The organism is Nocardia sp. NPDC050710 (assembly GCF_040654375.1).
Lineage (GTDB): Bacteria > Actinomycetota > Actinomycetes > Mycobacteriales > Mycobacteriaceae > Nocardia.
In genome coordinates this window covers 205,631-231,979 of record NZ_JBFAHV010000003.1, presented here as the reverse complement: position 1 = coordinate 231,979, position 26,349 = coordinate 205,631, and the positions used below count along the sequence as shown (strand labels likewise).

At 67.7% G+C, this 26,349-nt stretch carries 14 protein-coding genes and 1 pseudogene; 11 read left to right on the top strand and 4 right to left on the bottom strand.

All coding sequences use genetic code 11. The features are described from left to right. The first annotated feature begins 87 nt into the window (after window positions 1-87). Window positions 88-2,583, top strand: coding sequence for an FtsX-like permease family protein (locus tag AB0H61_RS08910; RefSeq protein ID WP_357300899.1), 2,496 nt, complete (start codon window positions 88-90; stop codon window positions 2,581-2,583). Window positions 2,584-3,026: 443 nt separating this feature from the next. Here AB0H61_RS08910 and AB0H61_RS08905 read toward each other — a convergent pair whose 3' ends face one another. Then, on the bottom strand, window positions 3,027-4,538 hold the full coding sequence (locus AB0H61_RS08905; protein WP_357300898.1) for a hypothetical protein: 1,512 nt from the start codon (window positions 4,536-4,538) through the stop codon (window positions 3,027-3,029). A gap of 1,025 nt (window positions 4,539-5,563) precedes the next feature. Further along, complete coding sequence (locus AB0H61_RS08900) at window positions 5,564-5,977, bottom strand: TIGR03668 family PPOX class F420-dependent oxidoreductase (RefSeq protein ID WP_357300897.1); 414 nt, start codon at window positions 5,975-5,977, stop codon at window positions 5,564-5,566. A 412-nt stretch (window positions 5,978-6,389) separates the two neighbouring features. On the opposite strand from AB0H61_RS08900, the gene AB0H61_RS08895 reads away from it, so the two are divergent. After that, entirely contained in the window at window positions 6,390-6,749 is a 360-nt protein-coding gene (locus AB0H61_RS08895; RefSeq protein WP_357300896.1) for a hypothetical protein, read from the top strand. Between the two features lie 234 nt (window positions 6,750-6,983). Here the strand turns inward: AB0H61_RS08895 and AB0H61_RS08890 are convergent, their stop codons facing one another. Next, complete coding sequence (locus AB0H61_RS08890) at window positions 6,984-7,271, bottom strand: DUF6011 domain-containing protein (RefSeq protein WP_357300895.1); 288 nt, start codon at window positions 7,269-7,271, stop codon at window positions 6,984-6,986. 923 nt (window positions 7,272-8,194) lie between these two features. On the opposite strand from AB0H61_RS08890, the gene AB0H61_RS08885 reads away from it, so the two are divergent. Next, the gene (locus AB0H61_RS08885) at window positions 8,195-9,142 is read left to right on the top strand and encodes a hypothetical protein (RefSeq protein WP_357300894.1); all 948 of its coding nucleotides are present in this window, start codon (window positions 8,195-8,197) and stop codon (window positions 9,140-9,142) included. Between the two features lie 70 nt (window positions 9,143-9,212). On the opposite strand, the pseudogene AB0H61_RS08880 reads toward AB0H61_RS08885, so the two are convergent. Continuing rightward, window positions 9,213-9,433 (bottom strand): annotated as a pseudogene (locus AB0H61_RS08880) (IS30 family transposase); the annotation flags it as partial. Between the two features lie 337 nt (window positions 9,434-9,770). On the opposite strand from AB0H61_RS08880, the gene AB0H61_RS08875 reads away from it, so the two are divergent. The 8 genes from AB0H61_RS08875 to AB0H61_RS08840 all read left to right on the top strand — a co-directional run bounded on the left by AB0H61_RS08875 (window position 9,771) and on the right by AB0H61_RS08840 (window position 26,346). Further along, complete coding sequence (locus AB0H61_RS08875) at window positions 9,771-10,214, top strand: TIGR03618 family F420-dependent PPOX class oxidoreductase (RefSeq protein WP_357300892.1); 444 nt, start codon at window positions 9,771-9,773, stop codon at window positions 10,212-10,214. A 578-nt stretch (window positions 10,215-10,792) separates the two neighbouring features. Continuing rightward, window positions 10,793-11,077: an acyl carrier protein gene (locus AB0H61_RS08870; protein WP_357300890.1), complete on the top strand. Its 285-nt coding sequence runs from the start codon at window positions 10,793-10,795 to the stop codon at window positions 11,075-11,077. Next, window positions 11,074-12,204 (top strand): acyl-CoA dehydrogenase family protein, encoded by a 1,131-nt coding sequence (locus AB0H61_RS08865; RefSeq protein ID WP_357300889.1) that lies wholly within the window; start codon window positions 11,074-11,076, stop codon window positions 12,202-12,204. Before AB0H61_RS08870 ends, AB0H61_RS08865 begins: the two co-directional genes overlap by 4 nt. Before the next feature lie 5 nt (window positions 12,205-12,209). Then, window positions 12,210-13,217, top strand: a complete 1,008-nt coding sequence (locus AB0H61_RS08860) for a 3-oxoacyl-ACP synthase (RefSeq protein WP_357300887.1) — start codon at window positions 12,210-12,212, stop codon at window positions 13,215-13,217. Then, a complete protein-coding gene (locus AB0H61_RS08855; RefSeq protein WP_357300885.1) occupies window positions 13,214-16,084 on the top strand; it encodes an HAD-IIIC family phosphatase in 2,871 nt (956 codons plus the stop codon). Before AB0H61_RS08860 ends, AB0H61_RS08855 begins: the two co-directional genes overlap by 4 nt. Next, on the top strand, window positions 16,081-20,517 hold the full coding sequence (locus AB0H61_RS08850) for a condensation domain-containing protein (protein ID WP_357300884.1): 4,437 nt from the start codon (window positions 16,081-16,083) through the stop codon (window positions 20,515-20,517). The genes AB0H61_RS08855 and AB0H61_RS08850 overlap by 4 nt, the downstream gene beginning before the upstream one ends. Beyond that, window positions 20,514-21,368 (top strand): 3-hydroxyacyl-CoA dehydrogenase family protein, encoded by an 855-nt coding sequence (locus AB0H61_RS08845; protein ID WP_357300883.1) that lies wholly within the window; start codon window positions 20,514-20,516, stop codon window positions 21,366-21,368. The genes AB0H61_RS08850 and AB0H61_RS08845 overlap by 4 nt, the downstream gene beginning before the upstream one ends. Continuing rightward, complete coding sequence (locus AB0H61_RS08840; protein ID WP_357300881.1) at window positions 21,355-26,346, top strand: amino acid adenylation domain-containing protein; 4,992 nt, start codon at window positions 21,355-21,357, stop codon at window positions 26,344-26,346. Before AB0H61_RS08845 ends, AB0H61_RS08840 begins: the two co-directional genes overlap by 14 nt. The last annotated feature ends 3 nt before the right edge of the window (window positions 26,347-26,349 follow it).

Sequence of the window (26,349 nt, the reverse complement as noted above, 5' to 3'; positions counted from 1 at the left end):
ATCAACCCCGGTTAGGACTATCACACACGATGTTTCGCGGTGCGTCGATTACGGTGACCGGAACGGGGATATCGAAAGGGGCGGTAAGTGGGTATTCGGGCCGGGCTGGACCGATTTCGCGTCGTCAATATCACCGAACTGCGCAAACACGGGGCCCGCTCCGCAGTACTCGTCGGGGTGATCGCGGTGTCGGCGGCATTGCTGGTGGCGGTGCTCGGGATCTACGGTTCGATGACCGGATCGGTCCAGCGGCTCGCGTCGGGCATCGCGGGCAATGCCGATCTCGAGGTGACCGCGGTCGCCGACAGCGGACTGAGCCGAGACCTGCTGCCGCGCATCGTCGCGACCCCGGGGGTCCGGGTCGCGGTGCCGACGGTGCGCGCCCAGCTCGGAGTGGGTGATGCCCGCGTTCTGGTGCTCGGTGTCGACGCATCCATCCTGAGTATCGATAGCGATCTGAAGCAGACGCTGCAACGGCAGCTGGCCGCGGGCGGACTGCCGATCGATGGCGTGCTGGCCGGTCCCGGTATGAACGCCGTGAAAGGTGCGCCGCTGGCACTCGGTCCCGAGCGCGCGACGGTGGCGCTCGTCATCGACGATCCGGCCGCGGCCCGACTCAACGGCGGCCGTTTCGTCGTCACCACCATCGCACAGGCGCAACGCATCGCCGAACGCCCCGATCGCCTCGATTCGATTCTGGTGCTTGCCGATCCGGACACCGATGTCGACGCGCTGCGCACCGACCTGGTGGCCGCCACCGGTGGTCAGGCGCTGGTAGCCGAACCGGGATTTCGCGCCGAACAGACCGCGAGCGCGACCGGGTTGACCCGTGACGCCACCCTCATGGTGGCCGCGATCGCGCTGGTGGTCGCCGCGTTCCTGGTGTTCAACTCGATGAATATGGCGGTGGCGCAACGCAAACCGACGGTGGCGATGCTGCGCGCCCTGGGTGGGCGGCGTTCGGCGCTGGTCCGGGATCTGCTGGTCGAGGCCGCCCTCATCGGACTGGTCGGGGCGACACTCGGGGTACCCGCGGGCATGGCCGCGGGCTGGTTCATCATCGGCATGCTGCCACCGTTCCTGGTGCAGGCGATCGACGCCAGGATCGAATATCTGTTGCCCTGGTATGCGATTCCCGCGACCCTGCTGGCCTGCGTGGTCGCATGTCTGGCCGCCTCGGCGCTGGCGGCGCGGACGGTGTTCGGGGTATCACCTGTGGAAGCGCTGGTCCCCGCGGAGGTCGTCACGCAGGAAGACGCGCGCCGGTCGTCCCGGCTGCTGGCTCCGGTGCTGTCCATCGGTGCGATCGCGGCATCCGTCGTCCTCGCGAGTACGGTCGAGGATCGGTGGGCGCTGGCCGCGGCCGGGCTGGGTACGGCGGGTGCGCTGGGGATCTGTTACGTGCTGATCGGCCCGATCAACCGGGCGTCCGGTGCGATCGCGCAGCGGTTCGGGGCGCCGGGCCGACTGGCCGCCACCGCCATCCATCGGGCGCCGCGCCGGGTCTGGGCGACCGCGATCACGGTGGCGATAGCGGTCGCGACGGGCATCGCGACCCAGGGTGCGCTCCGCGATATGGTCGACTCGTCCTCCGACACACTCGCCTCGCTGGCCGATGCGGATATGTACGTATCCGGCACCTCGAAGGACATGATTCCGACCAGCCCCATCCTGCCCTCCGGGTTGAGCGAGGCCGTGCGGGCGGTGCCGGGCGTGGCGAGTGTAATCCCGGTGCAATACGCCTACGTGACCGTCGGCAGCGCACGGGTTCTGATGGAGGGCGCGCCCGCGGAGTCGGCGACACCCGCGTTCCGGCTGATGTCACCGCAATTGCGTGAACGGGTCGGCCGCGGTGAAGGCGTTGTCATTTCGCGCCAGCTCACCAAGACCACCGGGCTGCGCGTGGGTGCGGTGCTCGAACTGCCCTCGCCGACCGGCGTGCGGCGCGCGCCGATCCTCGGCACGGTCGACTACCTCACCATGGACGCCGGGCTGATCGCGATCGGACTGCCCGCGATGCAGCAGTGGCTGGCCCGGGACGGGGCGACCTACCTGGAGATCGACTTCATGCCGCAGGCCGATCCCGCCGCCACCCAGACCGCGGTCCGGGCCGTGCTGCCCGAAACGGTGCTCGCCTATTCCGGAGCCGACGCATTGCACGGCGCCAGGGGGGCGATCGAGCAGAGCGGGATTCTGGCGATCGGCATCCAATGGGTGATCGCTCTGGTCACCGCGATCGCACTGCTGAACACCCTGATGCTGTCCGTACTCGCGCGTCGCCGGGAAATCGGGGTACTGCGGGCGATCGGCGCGTCCCGGCGGTTCATCACCCGGGCAGTGCTGGCCGAGGCCGGTGCGGTCGGAATCGTCGGCGGTGCAATAGGACTGGTGTTCGGGGCGAGTCTGCACTACCTCGGTACCATGATCCTGTCGGCGACCACGTCGATCCGAGTGACCTACACGGTGCATCCGTTGGCACTGGTGTACGCGGCCGTCGCCCTGGGGCTGTGCCTACTAGGCGCGATCCCGCCCGCCCGTCGGGCTGGACGAATCGGGATCGTCGAAGCGGTCAGCGCCGACTAGGTTCTGGTCTCCTGATGACGTGAATCGATCGGCCACATGTCCGGAGCCGGTCGTGCATCATGCCGTGGTGACCGCGATCGGTCATCCAACCGGGTTCTGGCCGACAAGCAGTGGGAGCTGCTGCCGAAGGCGTAAGGCCGTGTGGGCCGTAACTTCGCCCGAGCCTCTGGGGGTGTAGGGGATGTCAGGTACTGACCAACCTATCGCGAGGTTGAAGCCGGGCCCCAGTAGCTGGATGCTGGCCTCGACCAGTCCGCCGGGGTTGGTTCTTTACCCCCGGCGGGCCGCCAGGTTCTCGGTGAAATGGCACGGCGGGCAAAGGCTTCCAGGCTTGGCCCAGTCATACCGATCATCACCTGCGGACACGGCGTGCTGTCGGCTACCTCAACAGCAGGCAAGGTTCCGACACGTGGTCCGCTCGCGGGATTGCTTCGACCCTGGACCTATGGGTGGGTTACCTCGGTTGCCTGGAGGTTGCGCAGGATGCCGTCACCGGCCTCGTGCTGGGACGGGTAGAGCAGCTGCACGGCCACTGGCAGAGGCGTGCCGGGCTCGATGGTGTGGGTGTCGTCGGGCGTAGCGATGATGACGGATCCGTCGGTGCCGTCCTTGATCACCTTGTACCACTGAGTCTGCTGGGGATTGATACGGGTTCGCGGCGGTACGTCGAAGCGGATCTCCCACCACACCACCCGCTGCTCGTGGGCGGCCAGGGTGAGTTCGTAGCTGATCACCCACCCCTTCGCGTCCTCGGGCCACGTCTGGGCCCACTGCCCGACGATCTCGGGGGTGACTGTGACGGGAGGCCGTTCCACGTCGGTGGTGACCGAGCCGGAGTGCTGCTTGGCGGTATTGGCGCGTGACGGCGACGTGATCATGCTGGTGCAGGTGAGCCGGCCCTCGAACTGCGGATCGATAGTGCCGGACAGGGTGACCGTCGCCTTGCTGCCCTTGGGCAGGTCGATCGGCAAGTACAAGCCGTCCCGGACCGAACCGGTGCCGCAGACGGCCCCGTTCTCGGGCTGGCAGGTCAGCTCCAAATCGGTCAGTTCTGTCGGAATTGCTCCCTCCAACACAGCGTCAGGGGTGTCGTTGGGGCCGAGATTCTGCACGTTGATGGTGTAGGTGATCCGATGTCCCGACTTCGCCTTCTCCGGGCCGGTCATCTCCAGCGGCATGTCCGCGGGCAGGGTCACCGTAAGGTTCCTGATCCGGTGAGACGCGGTCGCGGCGCCCGTTCCGGCCGCCAACCCCAGCTTGAAGGTCTCGGGCACCGGTGCCTTACCGTTGGTGCTGACGAGATCGAAGTTGTCGATCAGCAGGGTGCCGTTCGGGTTTGCTTTGTCCGCGTGGCGTACGGTCAGTCGGCCGCCGATGATGGAAATCTGGATGTGGGCGCCGCGCTCCCATGCCGCGCGGAATCCGCCCGGCACCTGCACGCCGGTGAGCCAGCGGAACCCCTCCCGCAGACTGCCGGGTCCGCGTACCCCGACGGTGTTGGGCCGTTGTGTGCCGCCGCCCGTACCGGCGAGCGGCGTGGCGAAGTTTCCGTAATTGTCGAAGCCGACGCCCACGAACCCGGCCGTGACTCCCGGCGCGACGATTTGTTCCTGCGACGATTTCGTGAAGGAGTAGCCGAGTGCGGCGCCGATGCCGCCGGGCTGCGTCGTGTGCTCGCCGTCGATCACGTAGACGCTGAAGCCGTCGCCGAGCGTGGATCCTCCTTCGCAGGAGTAATCGAAGTCGATGGTGACGCCGAGCTTGGACGAGAACTCCTGATCGAGGAACGCCGTCCCGGCCTGGGAATTGGCGTTGGGGGTGAGCTCCAGGCTGCCGCCGTTCAGCCGAGCGCTGCCGAGCAACTGCCAGTGCGGGTTGGTCACGGCGTCCTGGGTGAACGATTCAACGATCGGGAACTGCGCCTGCTGGATGATGACTGGTGCGTACGTCGTCATAGTCGAATCCTCCTCGGGCCTGATGTGCCATGAGATGAGAGATTGCGCCATGTAGGTTTGACCAGTATTCCGCAATAAAGATAGCGCATTCGATCTCACCGGAAATACGGTTCTCACCAGAACGACTGTCCGCGGTCAGAAGCGCAAAGTAGGCTGGAATGCAACGTGATTGGTTTACCATGACCGCGTGGTTCAACGGCCGGTCGTCCGGTCTGTTACCCCTGGATGGAACGCGGGTCCTCGAAGCTTCTTCCATTGACGTGGGTATCCGCCGGCGTCGTTGTACCGGTCCCGGAGCCGCCGACATTGCATTTGGCCCGGGTCGGTTGGCTATCCCAAGGCCATGTATTGCCGCGGTAACCTCGGGCAGGTGTCTCCCATGCTGTCTGGTCGGCAGAGTTTTGGCCCATTGGCACAAGCGCGTCGGCATCGTTTCCCACCCCGGACCGCAGCGTGTTCGGCATTTCCAGGGCCGGTGACGGGCCGTCTCAATGCCTGGGTGCGAAATGCCCTTGGGTACCAATAAAACGTGTGTAGTCGGCATTGGTCGGAAATTGACTGTGACAGATCGCGGTATTCAGAAGACTATCGGCTTCGTCGTCCGAGAGAAGTGGAACGCCGACCTTTTTGCGCGCCGGGACAAGGCCCGCCGCAGTCGCAGACGACGACGCATCTTGCGGCCGAAAAGGTTTCGCCCCGAAATCGCAAGGCCGCGTGGGCCGTAGAGCCATCGGGTGCTCCCGCGGTGGGCTGACCACCAGAGTTCACCTGGCCACCGGCGGGCCGGTCGCGGGCTGGCCGTGCTGGTTACGCCGGGGCAACCAACGACTCGCTGCTGCTACCACCACTGCTGGACGCGGTCGCGGTGCCCCGCCTGGCCTGCGGGCCGCCGCGACGTAACCCGGACGTGGTGATCGCCGACCGCACCTACTCGGCGGCATCGAACCGGTCCCTGTTGCGGCGCAAACGGATCCACACCATGATTGCCGAACGTCGACACCCGGGCCGATTCCGAACGGCGCGGGTCAGCTTGCGCACCATCCCGACCAGCGTGTGACGTCGATGGCGATGATGGGTCCGATCAGCGGCTGCGTCGCGTAGGCGCTATAGCGTGCGGCCAAGTGGCGCTCGGCTGTTCGTGCCTCGTCGGCATCCGCGATACGGGCGGTGCCGTCGGCGCGAACCCACCACAGCTGGGTCCAGTCGTCACTGTAGTGGTCGGCCAGGAGGGCGACCGCGGGGTTGGCCGCGATGTTCGCGAGCCGTTGCAGGCTTGTCGTTGTTTTCGGCTTCGCGTCGATGCCGGTGTAGACGATATCGCCGACCACGGTGTAGACGATCGGGACGATATGGGGGAGCCCGCCCGGCGTTATCGTCGCCAGCCGGGCGACACGGCGAGCTGCGAACCGCTCGCGTGCCGCAGTCGATTCGAGTCTCATTCCCGGCCTCCCGCGGTCGTCGGTTCCGAACGTGATTCCTTGTCAACGTTTTCAGCACTCGAACGGTGATCGATCACGCATATGTCACCGGTGACCGATCGGCGTGGTTGTGGCGTGTTTCGCGGTCGGCTCCGGCCGCCTTGTTCGGTCGGCGTTATTGCGACTGCCGTCGGACTCGAGTACTGCCTCGGGCAGTGAGAACTGTCTTGGGCGAACATCGTGGTGCGAGTCGGGTCAGCGTATCGCCGGGTGTGGACTCCGTTGCGGGTGCCCCACACACGGCAGAGTTTCTGTTGAGATCGCCCTGGCCATAGGAGCCAACTTCGGTAGCGGTTCGCCCGGGCGATGTCGATGCGGGAGATACCGCGCAGCAGGGCCCCACCCGAGTAGCCTTCGGTCGGAAGGAGGACGCATGGCACTGGGGCGCGTACTGGTGATCGGTCTCGACCCCGCCAGGATCCCGGGCTGGGATCCCGAACCGGTTGAGGCAGCGATAATCCGCGGTCAGACCCGTTTCGGTGAATACGGCATCGAGGCCGACCTGTGCTTGGTCGCCCTCGACGAGAACGCCGAAGGAGCGATCGTGGAGGCGCTGACCGATAAGGACTACGCCTGCGTGGTGATCGGTGGCGGTATCCGCAAGCCCGAGCCGTTGCTCGAGTTCTTCGAGAAGGTGGTCAACCTGGTCCGGCAGCATGCGCCCGGCGCGGCCATCGCCTTCAACACCAGCCCCGAGGACAGCGCCGACGCCGCACGGCGGTGGCTGCGGTAGAGCCTCCCGTACGGTGAGGTCGTGGCGCAACGAGGGGAACCTGTCGACATGTCCGACGCGGTGCGACGATCCCGCCACAGCCGAGTCTCCACTGCGCTGGCATTGCTGAGCGATCAGCGACTGAACGCCGTGCTGAATTCGGCTACGCCCCAGAGGTGCGGGCGCAGGACTGCGAACCTCTGCATGGCCTGTTCTCGCTGTGCGTCGGACAAGCCGTTCAATCCCGTTGCCGCATCACCCGATTCGGGTGCCGTCCACCGCGTCGGTATCGGCCGCGTCCCCGGACGGCGCACTCGAATCGGGGCAACCAGCAGACACGGGCGGAAGCGAACGGCCGAATTGAGCTGCGACGTTGAACAAGGTGAGCTCCTGAGTGGTGGCCGAGTACTGTTCGGCACGCTCGCGGATCGCGCAGGTCGGGCCGATGCCCTGCGCGACCGACGCGGCTGATACCAGCCAGCCATGGCAGCGGCGACAGTGCGTGACGAGTTTGACCGTGGGCCTGTCGTCGGTATCGCCCATGTCGTTTCCTATCCCGCCGCGAGCAAATGACATCCGAAGTCTCACACCACAGACCGACAAATTTTCGAGCTTGGTCAGCTTGGACGGATGACTGCCGCGGCTGCTTTCACCTCGCCCTGGACCATGGCGAGACTGACGCCGACCTGCGGGCGATCTCGCGCAGTGATTGGCCCTCGGCGTGGCGGACGAGGATCGCGCGTCGCTTGTCGTCGTCGACGACGCGGGGCCAGCCCGCCCTTACGTCCCTGCCGGGCAGCGGATTCCAAGCCGTCGCGGGTCTTGCGGGCGATGGCGCGGCGGCGGTCCTCAGCCAGCGCGAGCGCCAAGTCGAACGCCTGCTCCTGCGGAAACACCCGGCCGGACTGTCGATGCTCGAAGCCGCGTTCAGCGATGTGCGGAGTGCTCTTCAGCAGGGTTGAAGCCTTGCTTCTGGCCGCCTGATGCTCGGTCGGAGGTAGGCAAGCGCACTGCAATGCCGAGTACAAGACATCGGCCTCGAAGGGTCGCGGGTCGAAGGCTGTCGGTGCCGGTCGGTAAGTTGCTGGTTTCATCGTGCATGGGGAGGCTCGGCAATGGAATTGGAGAAGCGCAGGGAAGCGTGGGCGCAGGTCGCTCGGTGTATCGCTCCGACTCGTGCCGCAGTAGTAAGTGCGGTTGTTGGCGGTACAAACGACGACCCGTTCGACGACCTGCGATGGGCGCTGAATGATGCGGGGCTCAGCGCGTACATCGACTGGCGGTCCGATCCGGACGAGATACGCAGCAGCCTGGAAGCGCTGAGGACGTTTCCGCGCAAGTTCGGATGGCGTTGGTTCAGGGGGTTCGTCGGAGACAACGCGGCCTGGGACACCGGTGACGACACCGTCTCGCTGCTCGAGGAGATCGGGGAGCGCTGCCTCGAATCCGGTTCTGCCCTGCTGTCGTTGGAGCTCGACGCCGACGGCTACAGCCTGACCGCCGTCGACGTCGAACACTTGGAACGACTCCTGCAGCTGAGTGCGCAGGCGGGACGGCAGTTTCGGGTGGTACGCGTGGGCGCTTGGACGACGAATGCGCAGCCCGAGTCCGGTGTGCGGCTGCGGACAGGACAAGAGCCCAGCAAGGCTGCAGCGTCCGCTCGGCTTCGAGCACGAGCGGGCAAGCGCGCCGCTGGCGCGGATCGCGTCTCGCGTTTGATGAACGAGACCACCGAGCGATTGACCACGGCCATGACCGAAGCGGGCTTCGAGACATCGGAGCCACTGGACGGGCGGCCTGCCGAGGTATTCCAGGGCAAGCATCTCAGCTTGCGGAACTCATGGTTCACCTTGCCGGACAGCGGGGTTGCGGGAATGACCGCAGCTGTCGTGGCCGAGTCGTCGCGGCAAGGTATGGGCTTTCGAGGGAAGGTGTGGCTAGGTTCGGCCGCGGCGGGTGAGATGGCGCGGTTGGTGTCTCAGCGAGGACTCAGTGGCGATGACCAGCTCCAACTGGTCACATTCGCTCACTTCGACAACCCGAACGATCCAAATCGTATGTTGTTCTTCTTCGACGAGAGTGACTACTACGTCGAGATGTTCATGCGGTACGTCCGCGGACCGGTAGCGGAGTGGCTTGCTGAGCGAGATTCGCTGGTAAAGCTGTTAGAACTCGCCAGGAGCGGCAATCCGATGCAGGTTCTCGACCAGGTCAACCCCGACGCGACGCGGCTGCGGGCCGTCGCTGTGCTAGGGATCGAGAACAACGAGCCGAACGCTGTTGCGGCGTTGATGCGCTGGTATCTGGGTCGCACAGAGTTCACCCCCACAGATTCGGTCGAGAGGGCAGCTGTTTTCGACGCGGCACTGGTGCAGAAGTATCCGGCATACGCTCGGGCTCGCGCGGCCATGTGATCTGAGGCGAGATGTCGCAGCCAGCTCCACATGGATGGGGCTGCAACAGTCGCTGGCTCATGGGCTGCGCTCAAATGGTCAGCGCATTACCGCTGTTCAGATGCTCAGCGTAGACCTCTGCGGGACTGCGGTAGCCGTGGATCTTGCGGGTCGGTGGTTGAGCTCGTCAGCGATAGTGTCGAGGTCGGCTTGACTGAATTGGCGTAGGTCGGCGTTTTTTGGCAGGTATTGACGCAGTGGGCGATTGGTGTTTTCGTTCGTGCCTCGCTGCCAGGGGCTGCGGGGCTTGCACAGCATCCGCTTGTTCGATGAGGACGAATCACCGGCCGCCAAACAACGTAGAAGATTTCCCGCCACCTACCGGTAAAGGTCACAAACACAGAGGATCGAAGAATTGCATACCCGCACAACGAAATCGACCGAACCTGCGCCATGATCGGCTTCGATCCGCCCGCCCCGCATCCCATCGGATCGTGCTGGAACCGCCCTGGTACCACCGCGTCTACGCGGTAGCGGGGAACGGACACACCCGTATACCGGAGCCAGCACGCGTTGCGTCCTGCGGCCGGTGCAAGTCGCCGCTGTGTCGGCTTCGTCGCGCGCACATCTGGGTACGTAGACTCCTCATGTGACCGATCTGGCGGACTTCGCGCGGCTGATCGCCGGCGACCACGGACTCTGCGTTGTCTCGACCCTGCGTGCGGATGGCACGATTCAGTCGTCACTGGTCAACGCGGGTGTGTTGCAGCACCCTGCGACCGGCGTGGATGTGGTGGGGGTGGTGGTGCGCGGTGGTACACGCAAGCTGGCCAACCTGCGGGCCCGAGCGCGGATGACCGTCGTGGTCCGTGTCGGTTGGGAGTGGGCCGCCGCCGAGGGGCCGGTGTGGATCGTCGGTCCGGACGATCCAGTCCCCGGCATCGATGCCGAGCGGCTGCGGCTACTGCTGCGCGAGGTGTTCACCGCGGCCGGTGGCACTCACGAGGACTGGGACGAGTACGACAGGGTCATGGCCGACGAGCGTCGTGCGGTCGTTCTGGTCGTGCCGGATCGCGTCTACGGCAACGGCTGACATTCGGTCGGACCGAGTCCGCGGGTTTCGGCTCGCACACGACCCTTCTCAGATCGGCCCGAACGCTCCGCTCAGTCCGAGCATGAAAAGCGCAGTCCCCGCAACGATCGCGACGAGATGCGGAAACATGACGTGAGTGAATGTCCAGGGCGAGCGACCCTTCTTCGGCTGCGGCCACGGTTGCGGCACCCGCGGATCGACCACACTGCCGGGGTGAACCCGCGGTCCCGCCGTGGTCCAACCCCAATCGATGAGCGGCGATGACGTCGGACCGTGTGGTGTCCAAACGACTCGACGCGATCTCTCGCTTCGTCCGGTCGGCAATCACCGCTGACCGCTCGGCGACTGTCCGATGACGTGGCGTGTCGGCGTGGTCGGCGCGAACCGAAGTCGTAGCGGGACTGTCGAACCTCGAAAAGTGCTATACCACAACGCTTTCGGCCATCGAACTTGCGGCCGACAGTCGATCCCGGGACACCGGTGGCAGACGAATTGGGGGCATTCGCGACCTACCGCTAGCCGGTAGCTTTCCGAACCGGGTATCCGGAGGAGATATCCGGCGAGGACGGGGCAAATAGATGAGCGACCAAGGCACCCCGCCGCATCCAGAGCTGGTGGAGCGGCTGGTACGGCATTTCAGTGTGGTCACGGCGACACAACTCGAGCCGGACGATGACTACTTCGGTATGGGCCTGGTGAATTCGCTGCGGGCACTGGAGATCGTCGCCTATCTCGAGCGCACGTTCGACTTCGAGATCGACATGGACGACCTGGATCTGGACAACTTCCGGACCGCGCGGCGGGCCGCCGCCTTCGTCACTCGTAAGTGCGGGCACACCGTCGACCTCGGTACGAGCAGGTGAGCGAGCTAGCGACATTGCTGCGCCGCGCCGGTGCGGCTGCGGCCGGTTGGGACAGCAAGGGGATGCCGCGCGAGGTGGTGGCCGCCGCCGCACAGGCCGGCGTGCTCGGCATGGACCGACCGACGCGCTACGGCGGTCGTGGAGCGGATGCGCTGGCAACCGGCCGGGTGGCCGCGGAGCTCGGCGCGGTGTGCACGTCGCTGCGCTCGCTGTTCACGGTGCAGGGCATGGTCGCCGCGACCGTCGATCGCTGGGGCACCGCCGAGCAGCGCATGCGCTGGCTGCCCGCGTTGACAGGCGGCGAGCTGGTCGCGAGTCTGGCGGCGACGGAGGCCGGGGCGGGCAGCGATCTTTCGGGAATCACCACCCGGTTCACCGGTTCTGGGCCCGAGCGCCGCGTGTCGGGTCGCAAGATCTGGGTCACCTTCGGGGCGCTGGCCGATGTCGTGTTGGTGGCGGGTCTATCCGAGGACGGTCCGGTCGCCGCGCTGGTGGAGACGGACCAGCCCGGCGTGGAGGTGGAACCGGTGACCGATCAGCTGGGCATGCGCGGTGCGCGCATCGCCCATCTGACTTTCGACGCGGCGCGCGTGCCCGCCGAGGACATCCTCGCCCGACCGGGTTTCGGCCTTTCGCACGTGCTGGGAACCGCACTCGACCACGGCCGCTACACGATCGCGTGGGGCTGCTCCGGTATGGCGCGGGCGTGCCTGACCGATGCCGCGGCGCACGCGCACGACCGGATACAGAGCGGCGTCCGGCTTTCCGACCACCATTCGGTGCGCGCCATGCTCGGGCGCGGCTGGGTGGACGTGGAGGCCGCGGACGCACTGTGCGCCCGCGCGGCCCGTGATCGCATCGATCGCGAACCGACCGCGCAGTTGACCACCATCGCGGCGAAATACGCCGCCGCAGCAGCCGCCGCGGCGACGAGTGAGCGCGCGGTGCAGATACTGGGAGCCGCGGGCTGTGCTCCTGGCAGCAGGGCGGGCCGCTTCTACCGCGACGCCAAGATCATGCAGATCATCGAAGGCGCTCGCGAGGTCGCCGAACAGGATCTGGGTGAGTTCGTCCTGCGGTCCGTCGGTGAGACACGCGCCGTGTCGGCTGTAGCGGTCGGGAGGTGATATCGATGCCCTCGATCACCTTGGGTCCGGTGTCGACCGCGTTTCCCGAATCCTCCGTCGCGATTGCCGATCTCGCCGAGCTATCGGAACTGCCCCCCGCGCGTCGTGCGCACGCACTGTCCCTCGGTATCGCCACCGTGCGCTGCGCCGAGGACGACGCCGAGCACGACCTCGCCGCCGAAGCGGCGCGCGATGCCCTCGATCGCGCGGGGCTGGCGGCAAGCGAACTCGATGCGATGCTGGTCGTCGGCGGGCGCGCCCCGCGCTACCTGCTCGCCTCCGAGGCCACGCGGCTTCAGCAGCGCCTCGGCGCGGATCGCGCGTTCGTCGCCGGTATCGGCGAGCTCGGATGTGTGTCGATCTCGGCCGCGTTCACGCTGGCGGCGGCACTGCTGCGCGGCGACGAACGTTGCCGCACAGTACTTATCGTGGCCGCGGCGACCGCGCCGACGCGGTTCCGCTATCGCGCGCCGATGACGATCCTCGGCGACGGAGCCGCCGCCGTGCTGCTCGGTACCGGGCGCGGCGGCCGGTATCAGCTGGTCGACCACGAGGTGCGCAGCGACGGACGCTACGCGGACCTGTTCCGGATCGACTACCGCGACGTGCCGTGGTCGCAATGGCGCGAGAGCTGCGCCGACGAGGCCACCTACAGCTTCCGGCTGGCGGTCGAGAGTCGCAACCGCCTCACGGCGATGAATACCGAGGTGCTGTCCCGCAACGGATTACGTCTCGCCGATATGGGTTCGGTCCTGATGCAGAACCTGTCGGCCGGTGCGTTCGCCTTCTGGGAGGAGGCGCTCGGCATCGGCATCGATCCGGTCTGTCACGGCAATCTCGCCGGATTCGGCCACCTCGGATCGGCGGACATGCTCGTCAACCTCGACCTCGCGGCGCAGACTCGTGCACCCGGGGATCACGTTCTCTTACTGAACAGCAGTCCGGTCGCGGCTTGGAGCACCAGCCTGCTGCGGCGGCTGCCGGACCGCGATCTCGGAGGGATGCCGTCATGAACACGGTTGTGAAATGCCTGGTCTGGGATCTGGACGACACCCTGTGGGACGGTGTCGTGCTGGAGGACGATGCCTGCGCGCCGCGTCAGGAAGCCCGCAGGGTGCTGCGACTGCTCGACGAACGCGGCATCGTGCACGCGATCGCGAGCCGCGGCGAGCCCGCTCCGGCTCTGGCGCATCTGTCGGCGCACGGGCTCGGGGAGATGTTCTGCGCGACGCAGATCGGCTGGGATGCCAAATCCGAGGCGGTGCGCCGGATCGCGGAGACATTGAATATCGGGCTGGATGCCATCGCCTTCGTCGACAACGATCCGGTCGAGCGCGCCGAGGTGGCGTCCGCGCTGCCGCAGGTCCGCTGCTATGCCGCCGAGGATCTGGCGGGGCTGCCCGATCTCGCGGACTTCAGCCCGGCGGTGATCACCCGGGATGCGCGCGACCGCAGGGAACGCTACCGCGCCGAGGCGCTTCGACGCACCAGCGAGCAGTCCTTCGCCGGGTCGAATGCCGAATTCCTCCTCGGTCTCGGGCTGGTGATGACCGTGCGACGGGCGCGCGAGGCGGATCTCGAACGCGCGCACGAACTCACAGTGCGCACCCATCAGCTCAATACGACCGGCCGCACCTTCGATATCGAGCAGTTGCGCGAGCTGAGCGCCTCCGCCTCGCACGAAGTGCTGATCGCGACCCTACGGGACCGGTTCGGTGAGTACGGCGCGATCGGGCTCGTGGTCAGTGAGTTCCGTGGTACGGATTCGGTATTGCTGCTGATGCTCATGTCCTGCCGGGTGATGTCGCGCGGGGTCGGCGGCGCGCTGCTGGCGCATCTGATCGACCGGGCGAGCGCACGCGGACAGCGCTGTGTCGCGGAATTCGTACCGACCAAGGTCAATCGGGTCATGCTCGTCACGCTGCGCTTCGCCGGATTCGTCGTGCTGGAGCCGGGTCCGGAGCGCGTGCTGCTCGGCCACGACGGACGGACCGCGGTGCCGAATACCGCTCATGTGCTTGTGCGTTCGGCCGATGCGCCGACGCCGCCGGGTGATCTGATCAGCGGTCTGCTCCGCCGAGCCGCGCAGTTCCCGGACCGGATCGCGCTGATCTCCGGCGACGACACTCTCACGTATCGCGAACTCGACATCCGCACAGCGGATCTCGCCGGACGATTGGTCGGGGCCGGTGTGCGTCCCGGCGAGGTGGTGTTGTGCCATCTGCGGCAGGACGCGTGGACGGTCGTAGCGATGCTGGCCGCGCTGCGCGCTGGGGCGGCGTGGTGCCTGGTCGAGCCGGGGCGGGCGGGGACACAGCTGAGCGCGCTGGTGGGCGATATACCGTGCACCGCAGTCATTTTCGATGAGTACGCGCCGCAGACCTCGATCGACGACGTGGAAGCATTGCTCGCTCCCACATCGAACCGACCCGCGCTGGTTCCGCTCGGCACGACCTCACCGACCGGCCCGTTGCCCGCACCGCCGCCTGCGACCGCGCCCGCCTACGTGATCACCACCTCCGGGTCGACCGGCGTTCCCAAGGCTGTCTTGGTCAGCCGCGCCAATCTCGCCGCGATGATTTCCGGACGCGACTATCCCTGCGCCGACGGCGAATTGGTCACCCTGTCGACTTGTCCGCTCACCGCGGACGCCGCACTGCTGTTCGGTCCGTGGGCGCTCACCCGGGGTGGCACCGTGGTGGTGCCGACCTATCGGGAACTGCCCGACGTCGCGGCGGTCGGCGCGCTCGCGGCCCGGTCGCGGGTCAGTCATCTCGTCGCTACACCGTCCTACTACCGGTTGCTGCTGCCCCGGCTGGCCGGAGCGCCCAGCGAGCCGACAGTGGTCGCCCTCGCGGGGGAGGCGTTATCCCCGTCGCTGGCGGCCCGGCATCGCGAACTGCTCCCCGACACCGTGCTGATGAACGAGTACGGTCCCACCGAGGCGACCGTGACCTGCGTGTGGCACGTCGTCACCGATAGCGGGGCAGTGCCGATCGGCAGACCGCTGCCGGGCAATACCGCGTGGGTGCTCGGGCCGGAGCTGACAGCCCTGACCGACGGTGATGTCGGTGAACTGTATGTCGGCGGGGATCAGATCACCCTCGGCTATGCCGCGCGTCCCGGGCTGACCGCCTCCCGTTTCGTCGCCGATCCGTTCGCCGCCGAACCCGGCGCACGGATGTATCGCACCGGCGATCTCGCGCGGCTCACCACCGCGGGCGACATCGACTACCTCGGCCGCGCCGACGGGCAGGTGCAGATCCGCGGCGCACGGGTGGAACGCTCTGCGGTGGAGGCGGCGCTGGAGACCCATCCCGCAGTCGCGCATGCCGTGACGGTGGTCCGCACCGGCCGCGACGAGATCGCCGAACTCATCGCGTTCATCGTGCCCTCCGCCGGCGCCGTGCCTCCCGGCCGCCGAGATCTGGCTCGGCATTGCGCCGAAGTGTTGTCGCCGCTGGAGGTGCCGAGCCGGTTCGTGCCGATCGACACGATTCCGATCGCCGCGGCGGGCAAGCTCGACGAAGCCGCCCTGCTGGTTCGAGCCGACGATCCGCCGCTGCCGGGTCCGTCGCGCCATGACTGGACACCCGGGCAACGCGAGATCGCCGAATTATGGTCCACCGCACTCGAAGACGACGACTTCGAGCTCGATGACTCGTTCTTCGAGGTCGGCGGCAACTCGCACCGGGTGGTCGTGCTGCATCTGCTGCTGGAGCAGCACAGGCCGGGCGCGGTGCGCGTCGGGCAGCTGTTCGATCTGCGCACGATCCGCGACCAGGCCGACGCGCTCGCGGCAAGCGCCGCCGTCCCCGCCGTGTCCACGGACCTCGCCGAATCTTCCGTATCCGTTTCCACTCGAACGTTCGAGCTGTGACCCCTCAGGAGCACACCTTGCCGGACTCCGGCACCCCCGACATCGCCTTCGCGCGTGAGACCGACATCGCGATCGTCGGTATCGGCGCGCGTTTCCCTGATGCCGCCGACCTCGCGGAATTCCGGGCCAACCTGGCCGCCGCTCGAGATTCGGTGGGGCCGATGCCGCCCGAACGGATCGCGGCCACCGGTCTGGACGACACCGTGACGTATCTGCCGATGGGACACCTCGCCGAGATCGACGGATTCGACTACCGCTTCTTCGATCTCTCCCGACGGGAGGCGTGTGTCATCGACCCGCAGCAGCGGCTCGCCCTGATGCTGGCACAGCGCGCGATCGAGGACGCCGGATACACCGCGGACCGGCTGGCTCGGGCGGTCACCGCCGTCGCGCTGAGCGCCGCGCAGTCGAGCTATCACTCCGCCGCGGTGGATCCGGGCCCGTTGAGTCTGCTCGGCAACGCCACCTTCGCGGGCCCGGCGCGGATCGCACATCGGTTCGGATTCACCGGAGCCTGCTTCGGCGTCGACAGCGGATGTAACAGCGCACTTGTCGCGGTGCACCAGGCCTGCCGCGAATTACGCAGCGGTGACGCCGATTACGCGCTGGCCGGAGGTGTGACCGTGCGAGTGCACGGCTCCCCGTCCTGGGGCGGGTCGATCTTCTCCGAGATCATGTCGCCCAGCGGCGTCTGCCGCGCCTTCGACGCCGATGCCGACGGCACCGTGAACGGTGAGGGCGGTGCGATACTGCTGCTCACCACGGTCGGCCGGGCACTGGCCGACCGCGCGCCGATCCACGCCGTGATCCGCGGCAGCGCGACCCGGCACAACGGTGCGGCCGCCGCCACCCTCAGCACACCCAGCGCCACCGCTCAGAGCGCCGTGATCGCGAAGGCTTGGGAGACAGCCGGACTCGACCCCCGAGAGGCGGGTTACCTCGAAACCCACGGGTCGGGTACACGACTCGGTGACGCGGTGGAACTGGAGTCGATCACCACCGTCTTCGGCGGCGGCCCAGGCGTGCCTATCGGCTCGGTGAAGACGAATATCGGTCATCTCGACCACGCCTCGGGTATCGCGGGTCTGGTCAAGGCGGTGCTGAGCGTGTCGGAGGCGCAGCTGTATCCGTCACTGCACTTCACCCGTCCGACCGGCGGCGTCGATCTGGCGGCCGCCGGTATCGAAGTGCTCACCGAGGCCCGTCCGTGGATCGGTGAGACGGTTCGCGCCGCCGGGGTGAGCTCGTTCAGTCTCGGTGGCAGTGTCGCGCACTGTGTGGTGGCGCAGGCTCCGCCCGTCCCCGCCGCGTCGCCATCGCACCGCGCCCGGCTGATCGGCGTCTCCGCGCGCTCGTCCGAGGCACTGAGCGAGCTGTGCGCCCGGCTCGCCGAAGCGGCGCGCGTCACCACCGCATCTCTGGACGAGGTGGCCGCGACGCTCGCGCTCGGCCGCGACCACTACGAGTACCGCGTCGCCGTGATCGCTTCCGACACAGCGCAACTCGCCGATGCGCTGGACAAGGCCGCCGTGCGCGTCCATCGCGCGCCGACCGCGCCGCGCGTGGTGCTGTTGTTATCTCCCGACGCCGTCCCGGTCGCGCCCGGCGCGGCACCGGCCGCACAGCCCACAGGACTACCCGCCCAGTTGCCCGCCACGGGCACGACGGCGACAGTGCTGGCCGGGCAGATCGCGGTGCACGAGCGGCTGACCGCCTCCGGAATCCCGCTCGCGGCGCTGCTGAGCGCGGGCTCGTCACGATTCGCCGCCCGATATCTGCTCGGCTCCCGCGACCGGGTCGACCCGGCCGAACTCGCGGCCGCGCCGCCCACGATCGACAGCGACCGACTCCTCGACGTGGTACGGACACTCATGGCCGAGGGGCCGGTGGTGTTCGTGGAACCGAGCCCGGACGGCAGGCTGGCCACGCTCATCGCCGATGCCGTGCCGGAAGCCGATATTGTTTCCGCCGCAACCGATACCGCCGATCTGGACGAACTGCTCGGCCGACTGTACGAATACGGTGTCGATATCGACTGGTCGGCCGTCGCGCCGGTCGATGCTCGGCGGGTTCGTCTGCCCGGGCATCCGATGCGCGAATCCCGTTGCTGGGTAGACCTGCCCCGCACTCCCGCTCCCGCGCTGGCGCGGGCGGCAGCGACCGCTATACCGCGCGACGACGCCGATCCGGTGCGCTGGCTGCGCCGAACCCTTGCCGAGTTGCTGTACACCGATGACGAGATCGGCGAGGACGCCGACTACTTCGCTCTCGGTGGCAATTCGCTGATCGCGGTTCAGCTGGTGGATCGAATCGAGGAGACCTACGGTTTCCGGCCGAAATTGCTCGATGTGTACGAGCGCCCGCGGCTGGCCGATTTCGCGGAACTTCTCACCACCGGCCGCGTCGGCGGCGCCGAGCGCGCACCGATCCCGGCGCTGGTCGCCCACGACGAACCGGTCATGTCCTCGGGGCAGGAACGGATGTGGTTCCACCACCAGTTCGATCCCCGGACGACGCTGTACAACTACCCGGTCGTCCAACTGCTGCGCGGACCGATCGACCTGGACGCGCTGCACGGCACCTTCGACGATCTCGTCCAGCGCCACGAGACCCTGCGGTACAACTTCGCCGAAGTGGACGGCGTCGCGGTGCTGCGCATCCGCGATCGGCTGGACGACTACGTCCGCCGTGTCGATGTCTCCGCCGAACCCGATCCGCTCGGCGCGGCCCGCGCCCTCGTGCACGCCGCGGCCAAGGAACCGTTCGATCTCGCCGAAGACTCCCTGTTGCGAGTACTGGTCATCACCGTGGGTCCGGATACCCATGTGCTGCAATTGACCTGCCATCACGCCGTCACCGACGGTGCGACGCCGGTGATCCTCAGTCGCGAACTGCCCGAACTATATGCCGCACGGCGCGAAGGCCGGCCACACCGCCTGCCGCCGCTGCCCATCCGTTACCGCGACTACGCGGCCTGGCATCGCGCGCTGCTGGGGAGTTCGGCACTGGACCACGAACTCGAATACTGGCGCGACACACTCGCCGCCGCCCCACTGCTGCGGCTGCCGACGGATTTCCCACGGCCCGACCGCAAAACCTATGTGGGCGATCTGCACCCGTTCACCATCCCAGCGGCGCTGCTTGCCGACCTACGGGCGCTGGCAGGCCGCGAATCGGTCTCGTTGTTCGTTGTCCTGCTCAGCGCCTTCTATCTGACCCTCGCGCGGTACAGCGGACAGCGCGACATTGTCGTCGGCACGCCGACCACCGGACGCGGCAGACGCGAATTCCAGGATCTGATCGGTTATTTCAACAGCACGGTCGCCTTGCGCACCGACTTCACCGACGATACGGCGTTGCCGGATCTGCTGGCTCGGGTGCGTTCGGTCGTCTTCGGCGCGCTCGAACACCAGGAGATCCCGTTCGACCGCGTGGTCAATGCTCTGGTGCCGCAACGTGATCTGTCGCGGACCCCGCTGTTCGATGTGCTCTACATCCACCAGGTCGCGCCCCGGATGGAACGCATCGACGAGGCCGGGGCGGAACTGTTCGACCTGGATCATGCGGCCGGTAACGAATTCGGCGGGCTGCCCACCGGCACCGCGAAATTCGACCTCACTCTGGTGACCTTCGAATACACCGACGACGTACCGCGCGATATCGGCGCGTGCCTCGAATTCAGCACCGAACTATTCACGACACAGACGGTGGCCGCGATCGGCGACGCCTTCCTGGAGATCCTGACGGCAATGGTGGCGGATGTGGGCGCGCCACCGGTCGAGGCGCTGATCGCCGGATCGCGGCGGTATGCGACGGCGATCCCCACCGACCGTCCACGCTCCGGAAACGTGGTCTACAACTACGAAACAATCACGCGCGCAGTTGATCTCGTAGATGCGCTCGCTGAGCGACGCGACGCTGCCGCGCCGAACCGCGCCCTGTCCGACACCGCTCCGCTCGGTACCGCCGAGTTCGATGCGCAGGTCGACGCCGCGCTGTTCGACGCCTACGCGGTGCTGCTCACCTGGTACAGCGGTGGCGATCGGCTGCGCATCGGCCTGCCCGATTCTCCCGAGGGCGGGCACCGGGACGGCATCGTGACCATCCGGCCGGACACTACGTGGCGGAGGTTGCGCGACAACCCGCCAACCTCGGTGCCGGGCGACGGCGCGGCGCCACTGCGCTACCTCGGCCGCACATCGGATTCGGGGCCCTCCGTAGGGGATACCGCGACCGAACTCGCGCTCTCGTGGACGCGGCACCCCGCCGAGCTACATCTGCGCTACGCGACCGAATTGTTCCACCGGTCCTCGGCCGAGGCCATCGCCGACGAACTCGTCGCACTGGCGGCGCTCGGCAGCCCGGACGAGCTGGTACACGACACCGTACTGGGCGTCGAATCCTTCATGGAAGAACAGGAGATCCACCCGTGACCGCACAATATCGGGTCGGCGTGGTCGGTGCGGGCACGATGGGCGCGGGCATCGCCCAGTGCGTGGCCGAGGCCGGGATGCCCGTGATCGTGGTCGACCCCGACCCCGCGGCCGCCGAACGCGCGCGACGGAGTATCCGCGTGTCGCTGCGGTCGAGCGTGCTGCTCGGCCGGGGTCCGCGCCCCGGCGAGATCGCCGAGATCATCGACCGTATCCGATGGTCGCAGCGCGTCGAGGATCTGCGCGATGCCACCTTCGTCATCGAATCCGTCACGGAGCGAGTCGAACTCAAGTACCGCGTATTCGCCGAACTCGACCGGATGTGTCCACCGTCGGTCATATTCGCCTCGGGTACCTCGGCCATCCCCATCGCTGATCTGGCGGACCGCACCGGCAGGCCAGAGCGGATGCTGGGACTGCATTTCATGAATCCGGCGCCGCTGACCGAGGCGGTGGAGGTGATCACCACCGCACACACCGCGCCCGGCACCTTGACCACCGCGCTCGACTTCCTCGGCGCACTCGGCAAGCGCGGCATCGTGGTGGGCGACGGTCCCGGATTCGTCATCAACCGGGTGCTCATGCTCGCCATCGCCGAGGCCGCGGCGATCACCGAATCCGGTACCGACGCCGCCACTGTCGACGCATTGTTCGAGGGCTGTCTCGGACATCGGATGGGGCCATTACGTACCGCGGATCTGATCGGCCTCGACAATGTGGCCGACACACTCGCCGTCCTGCGGGATGCCACCGGCGACGGCCGCTACCGCGTGCCGGATGCGCTGGCCGGGCTGGTCCGGGACGGACATCTGGGTCGCAAGTCGGGACGGGGGTTCCATGCCTACCCGTGAGGCGAGCGCGTCCGAGTACGCGCTGGAGAAGACGCCCGGACTGGGTCCGCTGGCTCGGCGCAGCGGAGGCGGGACAGCGGCGGTCGTGCTGGCCGGGCTGGCGGTGTACACGCATCGCCGCACGGGCGCGGCCGAGGTGACCGTCGGTTACCGGTCCGGTACGAATACTGTCGAGATCCGCGTGACGGTGGCGGCGGGGCACGACTTCCGCGCGATCGTGGCACAGGTCGGGGCGCGATTGCGGCAGCGCACACCCGGTGGGGCGGGGGAGTGTCCGACCGCCGTTCAGCACGACGACGGCTGGCGGATCGGAGTGCCCGAGGCCGAGTTGCCCGTATTCACACGGTTGTTCACCCGGCTCGTCGCCGAACCCGCCACCCCGGTGGCCCGCGTCGATCTCACCACCGATGAGGAACGCGCGCGGATCCTGCGCCGTGGCGGCCCGGGACGTGATCGCGACGCGTACGCCACCACATTGACCGGTTTCGAGGCGGTCGCACGCCGGTCGCCCGAGGCGGTCGCGCTGGTGTGCGGCGCGGAGTCGGTCACCTACGGCGAGCTCGACATCCGCGCGAATCGCCTGGCGCGCGGTCTGATCCGTCACGGCGTGGCGCCCGACACCGTGGTTGGTGTGGCGATGGCGCGTTCGGTCGAGGCCATCGTCGCGGTGTACGCGGTGCTGAAGGCCGGTGGCGCCTATCTACCGTTGGAACCGGGCCACCCGGCCGAGCGGCTCGAGCGCATCCTGACGGTCGCCCGGCCGGTGTTGGTGTTGAGCACGCGGGACGACGGATTCACCAGCGACATGGTTCCCGTCCACTACCTCGGCGAACCGGGGGACGAGGACGGCGACGGCACACCATTGCGCGATGCCGAGCGACGCGCTCCACTGCGTCCCGGCAATATCGCCTATCTGATGTTCACCTCCGGGTCGACCGGCGTGCCCAAAGGCGTCGCGGTGCCCCACGCGGCGGTGGTGGATCACCTGGGGTGGATGAGCGAGCACATCGGCCTCGACGAGAGCGACACCGTCCTCCAGAAGACGCCGGTCACCTTCGACGTCTCCATCTGGGAGCTGTTCTGGCCGTTGGGTATCGGGGCGACGCTGGCCATCGCGCCGCCGTCGGCGCACACCGACCCGGCCGAACTGACCCGGGTGATCATCGCGCACGCGGTGAGCACCCTCCAGTTCGTGCCCTCGACACTGAGCAACCACCTCAATGTGGTCTCCGACTTCCCGGCCTGTGTTCGTCGCGTGCTGACCATCGGCGAAACCCTCACGCCTGCCCTGGCGCACCGGTTCGGTGCGGCCACCCCCGCGCGCCTGCACAACCTCTACGGACCGACCGAGGCCACCGGCGCGGTCACGGAATATCCGGTGAGCGTGCGGGATTCGGTGTCGATCCCGATCGGCTCGGTCGCATCCACTACGCGGGCGTACGTGCTCGACTCCCGGCTGCGCCCGGTGCCCGATGGCCTACCCGGCGAACTGTATCTGGCGGGCGCACAACTGGCGCGGTGCTATCAGAGCGATCCGGCACGCACGGCCGACCGCTTCGTCGCCGACCCCTTCGACCGCGGCGCGAGGCTGTACCGCACCGGCGATATCGTGCGCTGGAATGCGGCGACAGAACTGCTGGAATACCAGGGCAGAGCCGATTTCCAGGTCAAACGTCACGGCGTGCGCATCGAACTCGGTGAGGTGGAGGCCGCGCTGTCGGCCTGCGCCACGGTCGCTCAGGCGGTCGCGACGCTGCGTCCCGACGGCAGGCTCCTCGGTTACGTGGTCCCGGTAGCCGGAGCCACCTGCACCGCCGAGACACTGCGCACGGAGTTGTCCCGTGCTCTGCCCGCGGCCATGATCCCCGACGACATCGTCGTACTCGACGCGTTCCCCGCCACAGCGGCGGGCAAGGTGGACCGGGCGGCGCTGCCCGAACCGGTACAGCCGCATACGCCGTATCGTGCGCCGTCGACGCCGGTGGAACAGACGGTGGCCGAGGTGTTCGCGCAGGTACTCGGCCGGGAACGGGTCGGCGTCGACGAATCGTTCTTCGCACTGGGAGGCGACAGCGTCATGTCGATTCTCCTTGTATCCCGGGCGAAGTCGCGTGGCGTGTACTTCACCCCCGCGCAGGTCTTCGAACAGCGCACGGTCGCCGGACTGGCCGCGATCGCCACCACCGGAGCTCCCGATAGGGCCGTGCTCGCCGAACTTCCCGGCGGCGGCGTCGGGGAGATGCCGCCGACTCCGGCCGTGCTCGCGCTCGTCGAGCGCGCGGAATCCGGCGGTGTGCGGTTCGACCGGTACGCCCAGCATATGGTGCTCGACCTGCCCGTGGGCATCACCGAGATCACGCTGCGGCGGGTGATCGGTGCGGTGGCCGAACATCACGATATGCTGCGCGCCCGGCTGTATCGCGACGCGGGCGGCGAGTGGCGGCTGTTCGCCGATGCCCCCGAATCCTTCGACCCGGCTGCGGTACTCAGCCGCGTCTATATCTCGACCGCCGACGATGCCGAAGAGGCCGCGATCCTCGCGCGCGAGACGGAAGCCGCGATTGACCGCCTCGATCCCGCGAACGGCACTGTGCTGCACTGTGTCTGGCTCGATCGCGGTGCCGGAGAACGCGGTGGACGGCTCGTTGTCGTGATCCACCACATCGCGGTGGACGGCGTCTCGTGGCGCGTCCTCATACCGGACTTCGTCGCCGCGTGGGCGCAGCTGGAATCGGGCCGGTCGCCGCGGCTGCCCGCCGCGGGCACCTCCATGCGGCGGTGGGCGCACTCGCTGCGCGAACAGGCGGACGGCGCACAATGTCTCGCCGAGGTCGAACAGTGGCGAGCACTGCTGCGTGGGCCCGATCCGCTCTTCACCGATCGTCCACTCGACCCGCGCATCGACGTATCGTCCACGGTGCGGCGCATCACCGTCGAACTCGACGAGACGACAACCTCCGCGGTCGTGACCGCATTGCCGCCGCGCTACCGCACGGACACCAACACCATCCTGCTGACCGCGGTGACGGTGGCGATGGTCGCATGGCGCGGCCACAGCTCCTCGGCGGTACCCATCCGGATGGAAGGGCATGGCAGGCACCCCGATCTCGTCCCCGGCGCCGATCTCTCACGCACGGTCGGTTGGTTCACCGCGGCCTACCCGTGCCGCATCGACTTGGACGGAATCGACACCGTCGATGCGATCGCGGGTGGGCCCGCGCTGGCCGATGCGGTGAAAACCGTGAAGGAACAAGTACTTTCGGTGCCGGGAGCCGGGATCGGCTACGGATTGCTGCGCTATTTCGGTACCGACGCCGCGTCCGAGCTGCCCGCCGAGACCACACAACTGTCCTTCACCTATCTGGGCGCGATATCGGCGGCGAACGGTCCCTGGCTGCCCGCCGCACTCACGAATACGCCGCATCCGGTCGATTCCGGATTTCCCGCCGACGCGTCCATCGCCATCGATACCGCGGTGATCGGTGATCGGCTCACGGCGGGTTTCTCCTTCCCCGACACCCTGATCGGACACGAGCGTGTCCGTGCCTTCGCCGACCTCTTCGGGACGGTTCTGCGCACCCTCGGGCGCCACGCCGCCGATCCCGCCGCGGGCGGGTGGACGCCGTCGGATTTCGCGCCCACCGGCTTGGGTCAGTCCGAGATCGACCGCTGGGAGCGCCGATACGGCCGGTTGAGCGATATCCGGGCGCTCACACCGATCCAGGAGAAGTTCGCCGAACTCGCGCCCACCGACCCGGGTGCCGCCGAGATCCACACCCTCCAGGTGGTGCTGACCTGCACCGGAACTCCTGATCTCGCGCGGCTGCGCGCCGCCGCCCAGTACGTCGTCGACCGGCACTCCTCGCTGCGGGCCGCATTCGTCCGCGACGGTGGCGGCCGGTGGCGTCAGCTCGTCACCGCGACAGCGCCGATCGAGGTCCGCGAAGTCGACCTGCGCGAGCGCGGAACGGAATTCGACGACATCCTGGCCGAGGAACAGGTGCGCCCGTTCGACCTGGAGACGCCGCCGCTGATCCGGTTCCTGCTGATCCGGATGGAGGATCGCCGATGGGTGCTGTCGATTACCAACCATCGGCTCCTGTTGGACGGCTGGTCCGCGCCGATCCTGATGCGGAATCTGTTGAGCGCCTTCGCGCTCGGCACGGACGCACCCAGCGAGGTGGACGACGGATTCGCCACCTTCCTGCGCTGGCGGGCCGGGCAAGACCGCGAACCCGCCGCCGTGGCATGGCGGGCTGCCCTGCACGATCTCGCCACGCCGACCCTCGTCGCCGCGCCGGGCGCCGTACCGCGCGATCCGGTGCGTTCCCACGCCGAACACGTGATAACGCTGACGGCCGAACGGAGCGGTGCGCTGTCCCGCTTCGCCGCCGAATCGGGCGTCACCTTGAACACCGTCCTGCAATACGTATGGGCGTCCGTACTGGGTGATCTGACCGGCAACGACGACATCGTGTTCGGCACGGTCGTTTCCGGGCGGCCCGCGAGCATCCCCGGCATCGACACCATGGTGGGGTCGTTCATCAACACCGTCCCGGTGCGGGTGCGCCGCCACCGCGACCATCCGATCGGCGCGCGAGTACGCGCGGTGCAGGCCGAACAGGCGGCGCTGCTCGACCACCACCATCTCGGCCTTGCCGAGATCGAGGACGCGACAGGCGTTGGCGTGCGCGGCTACTTCGACACCCTGCTGGTCTTCGAGTCGTATCCGGTCGACATCGCGCCGACCCCGGTCACGGTGGGCGAACTGGTGCTGACCGATCTGTGGTCGCGGGAGATCACCCTGTTTCCGCTCACCGCGACGGTGTGGCCACGCGAACAACTGACGGTGGCACTGAACTGGCACCGCGATCTGATCGACGACGATCTCCTGCGCCGGGTGGTCACCCGGCTGGAAGCCGAACTCGAATTGCTCGCGACCCTGCCCGCCGACGGCGCGGGCGCGAATGGAGTGTGAGGA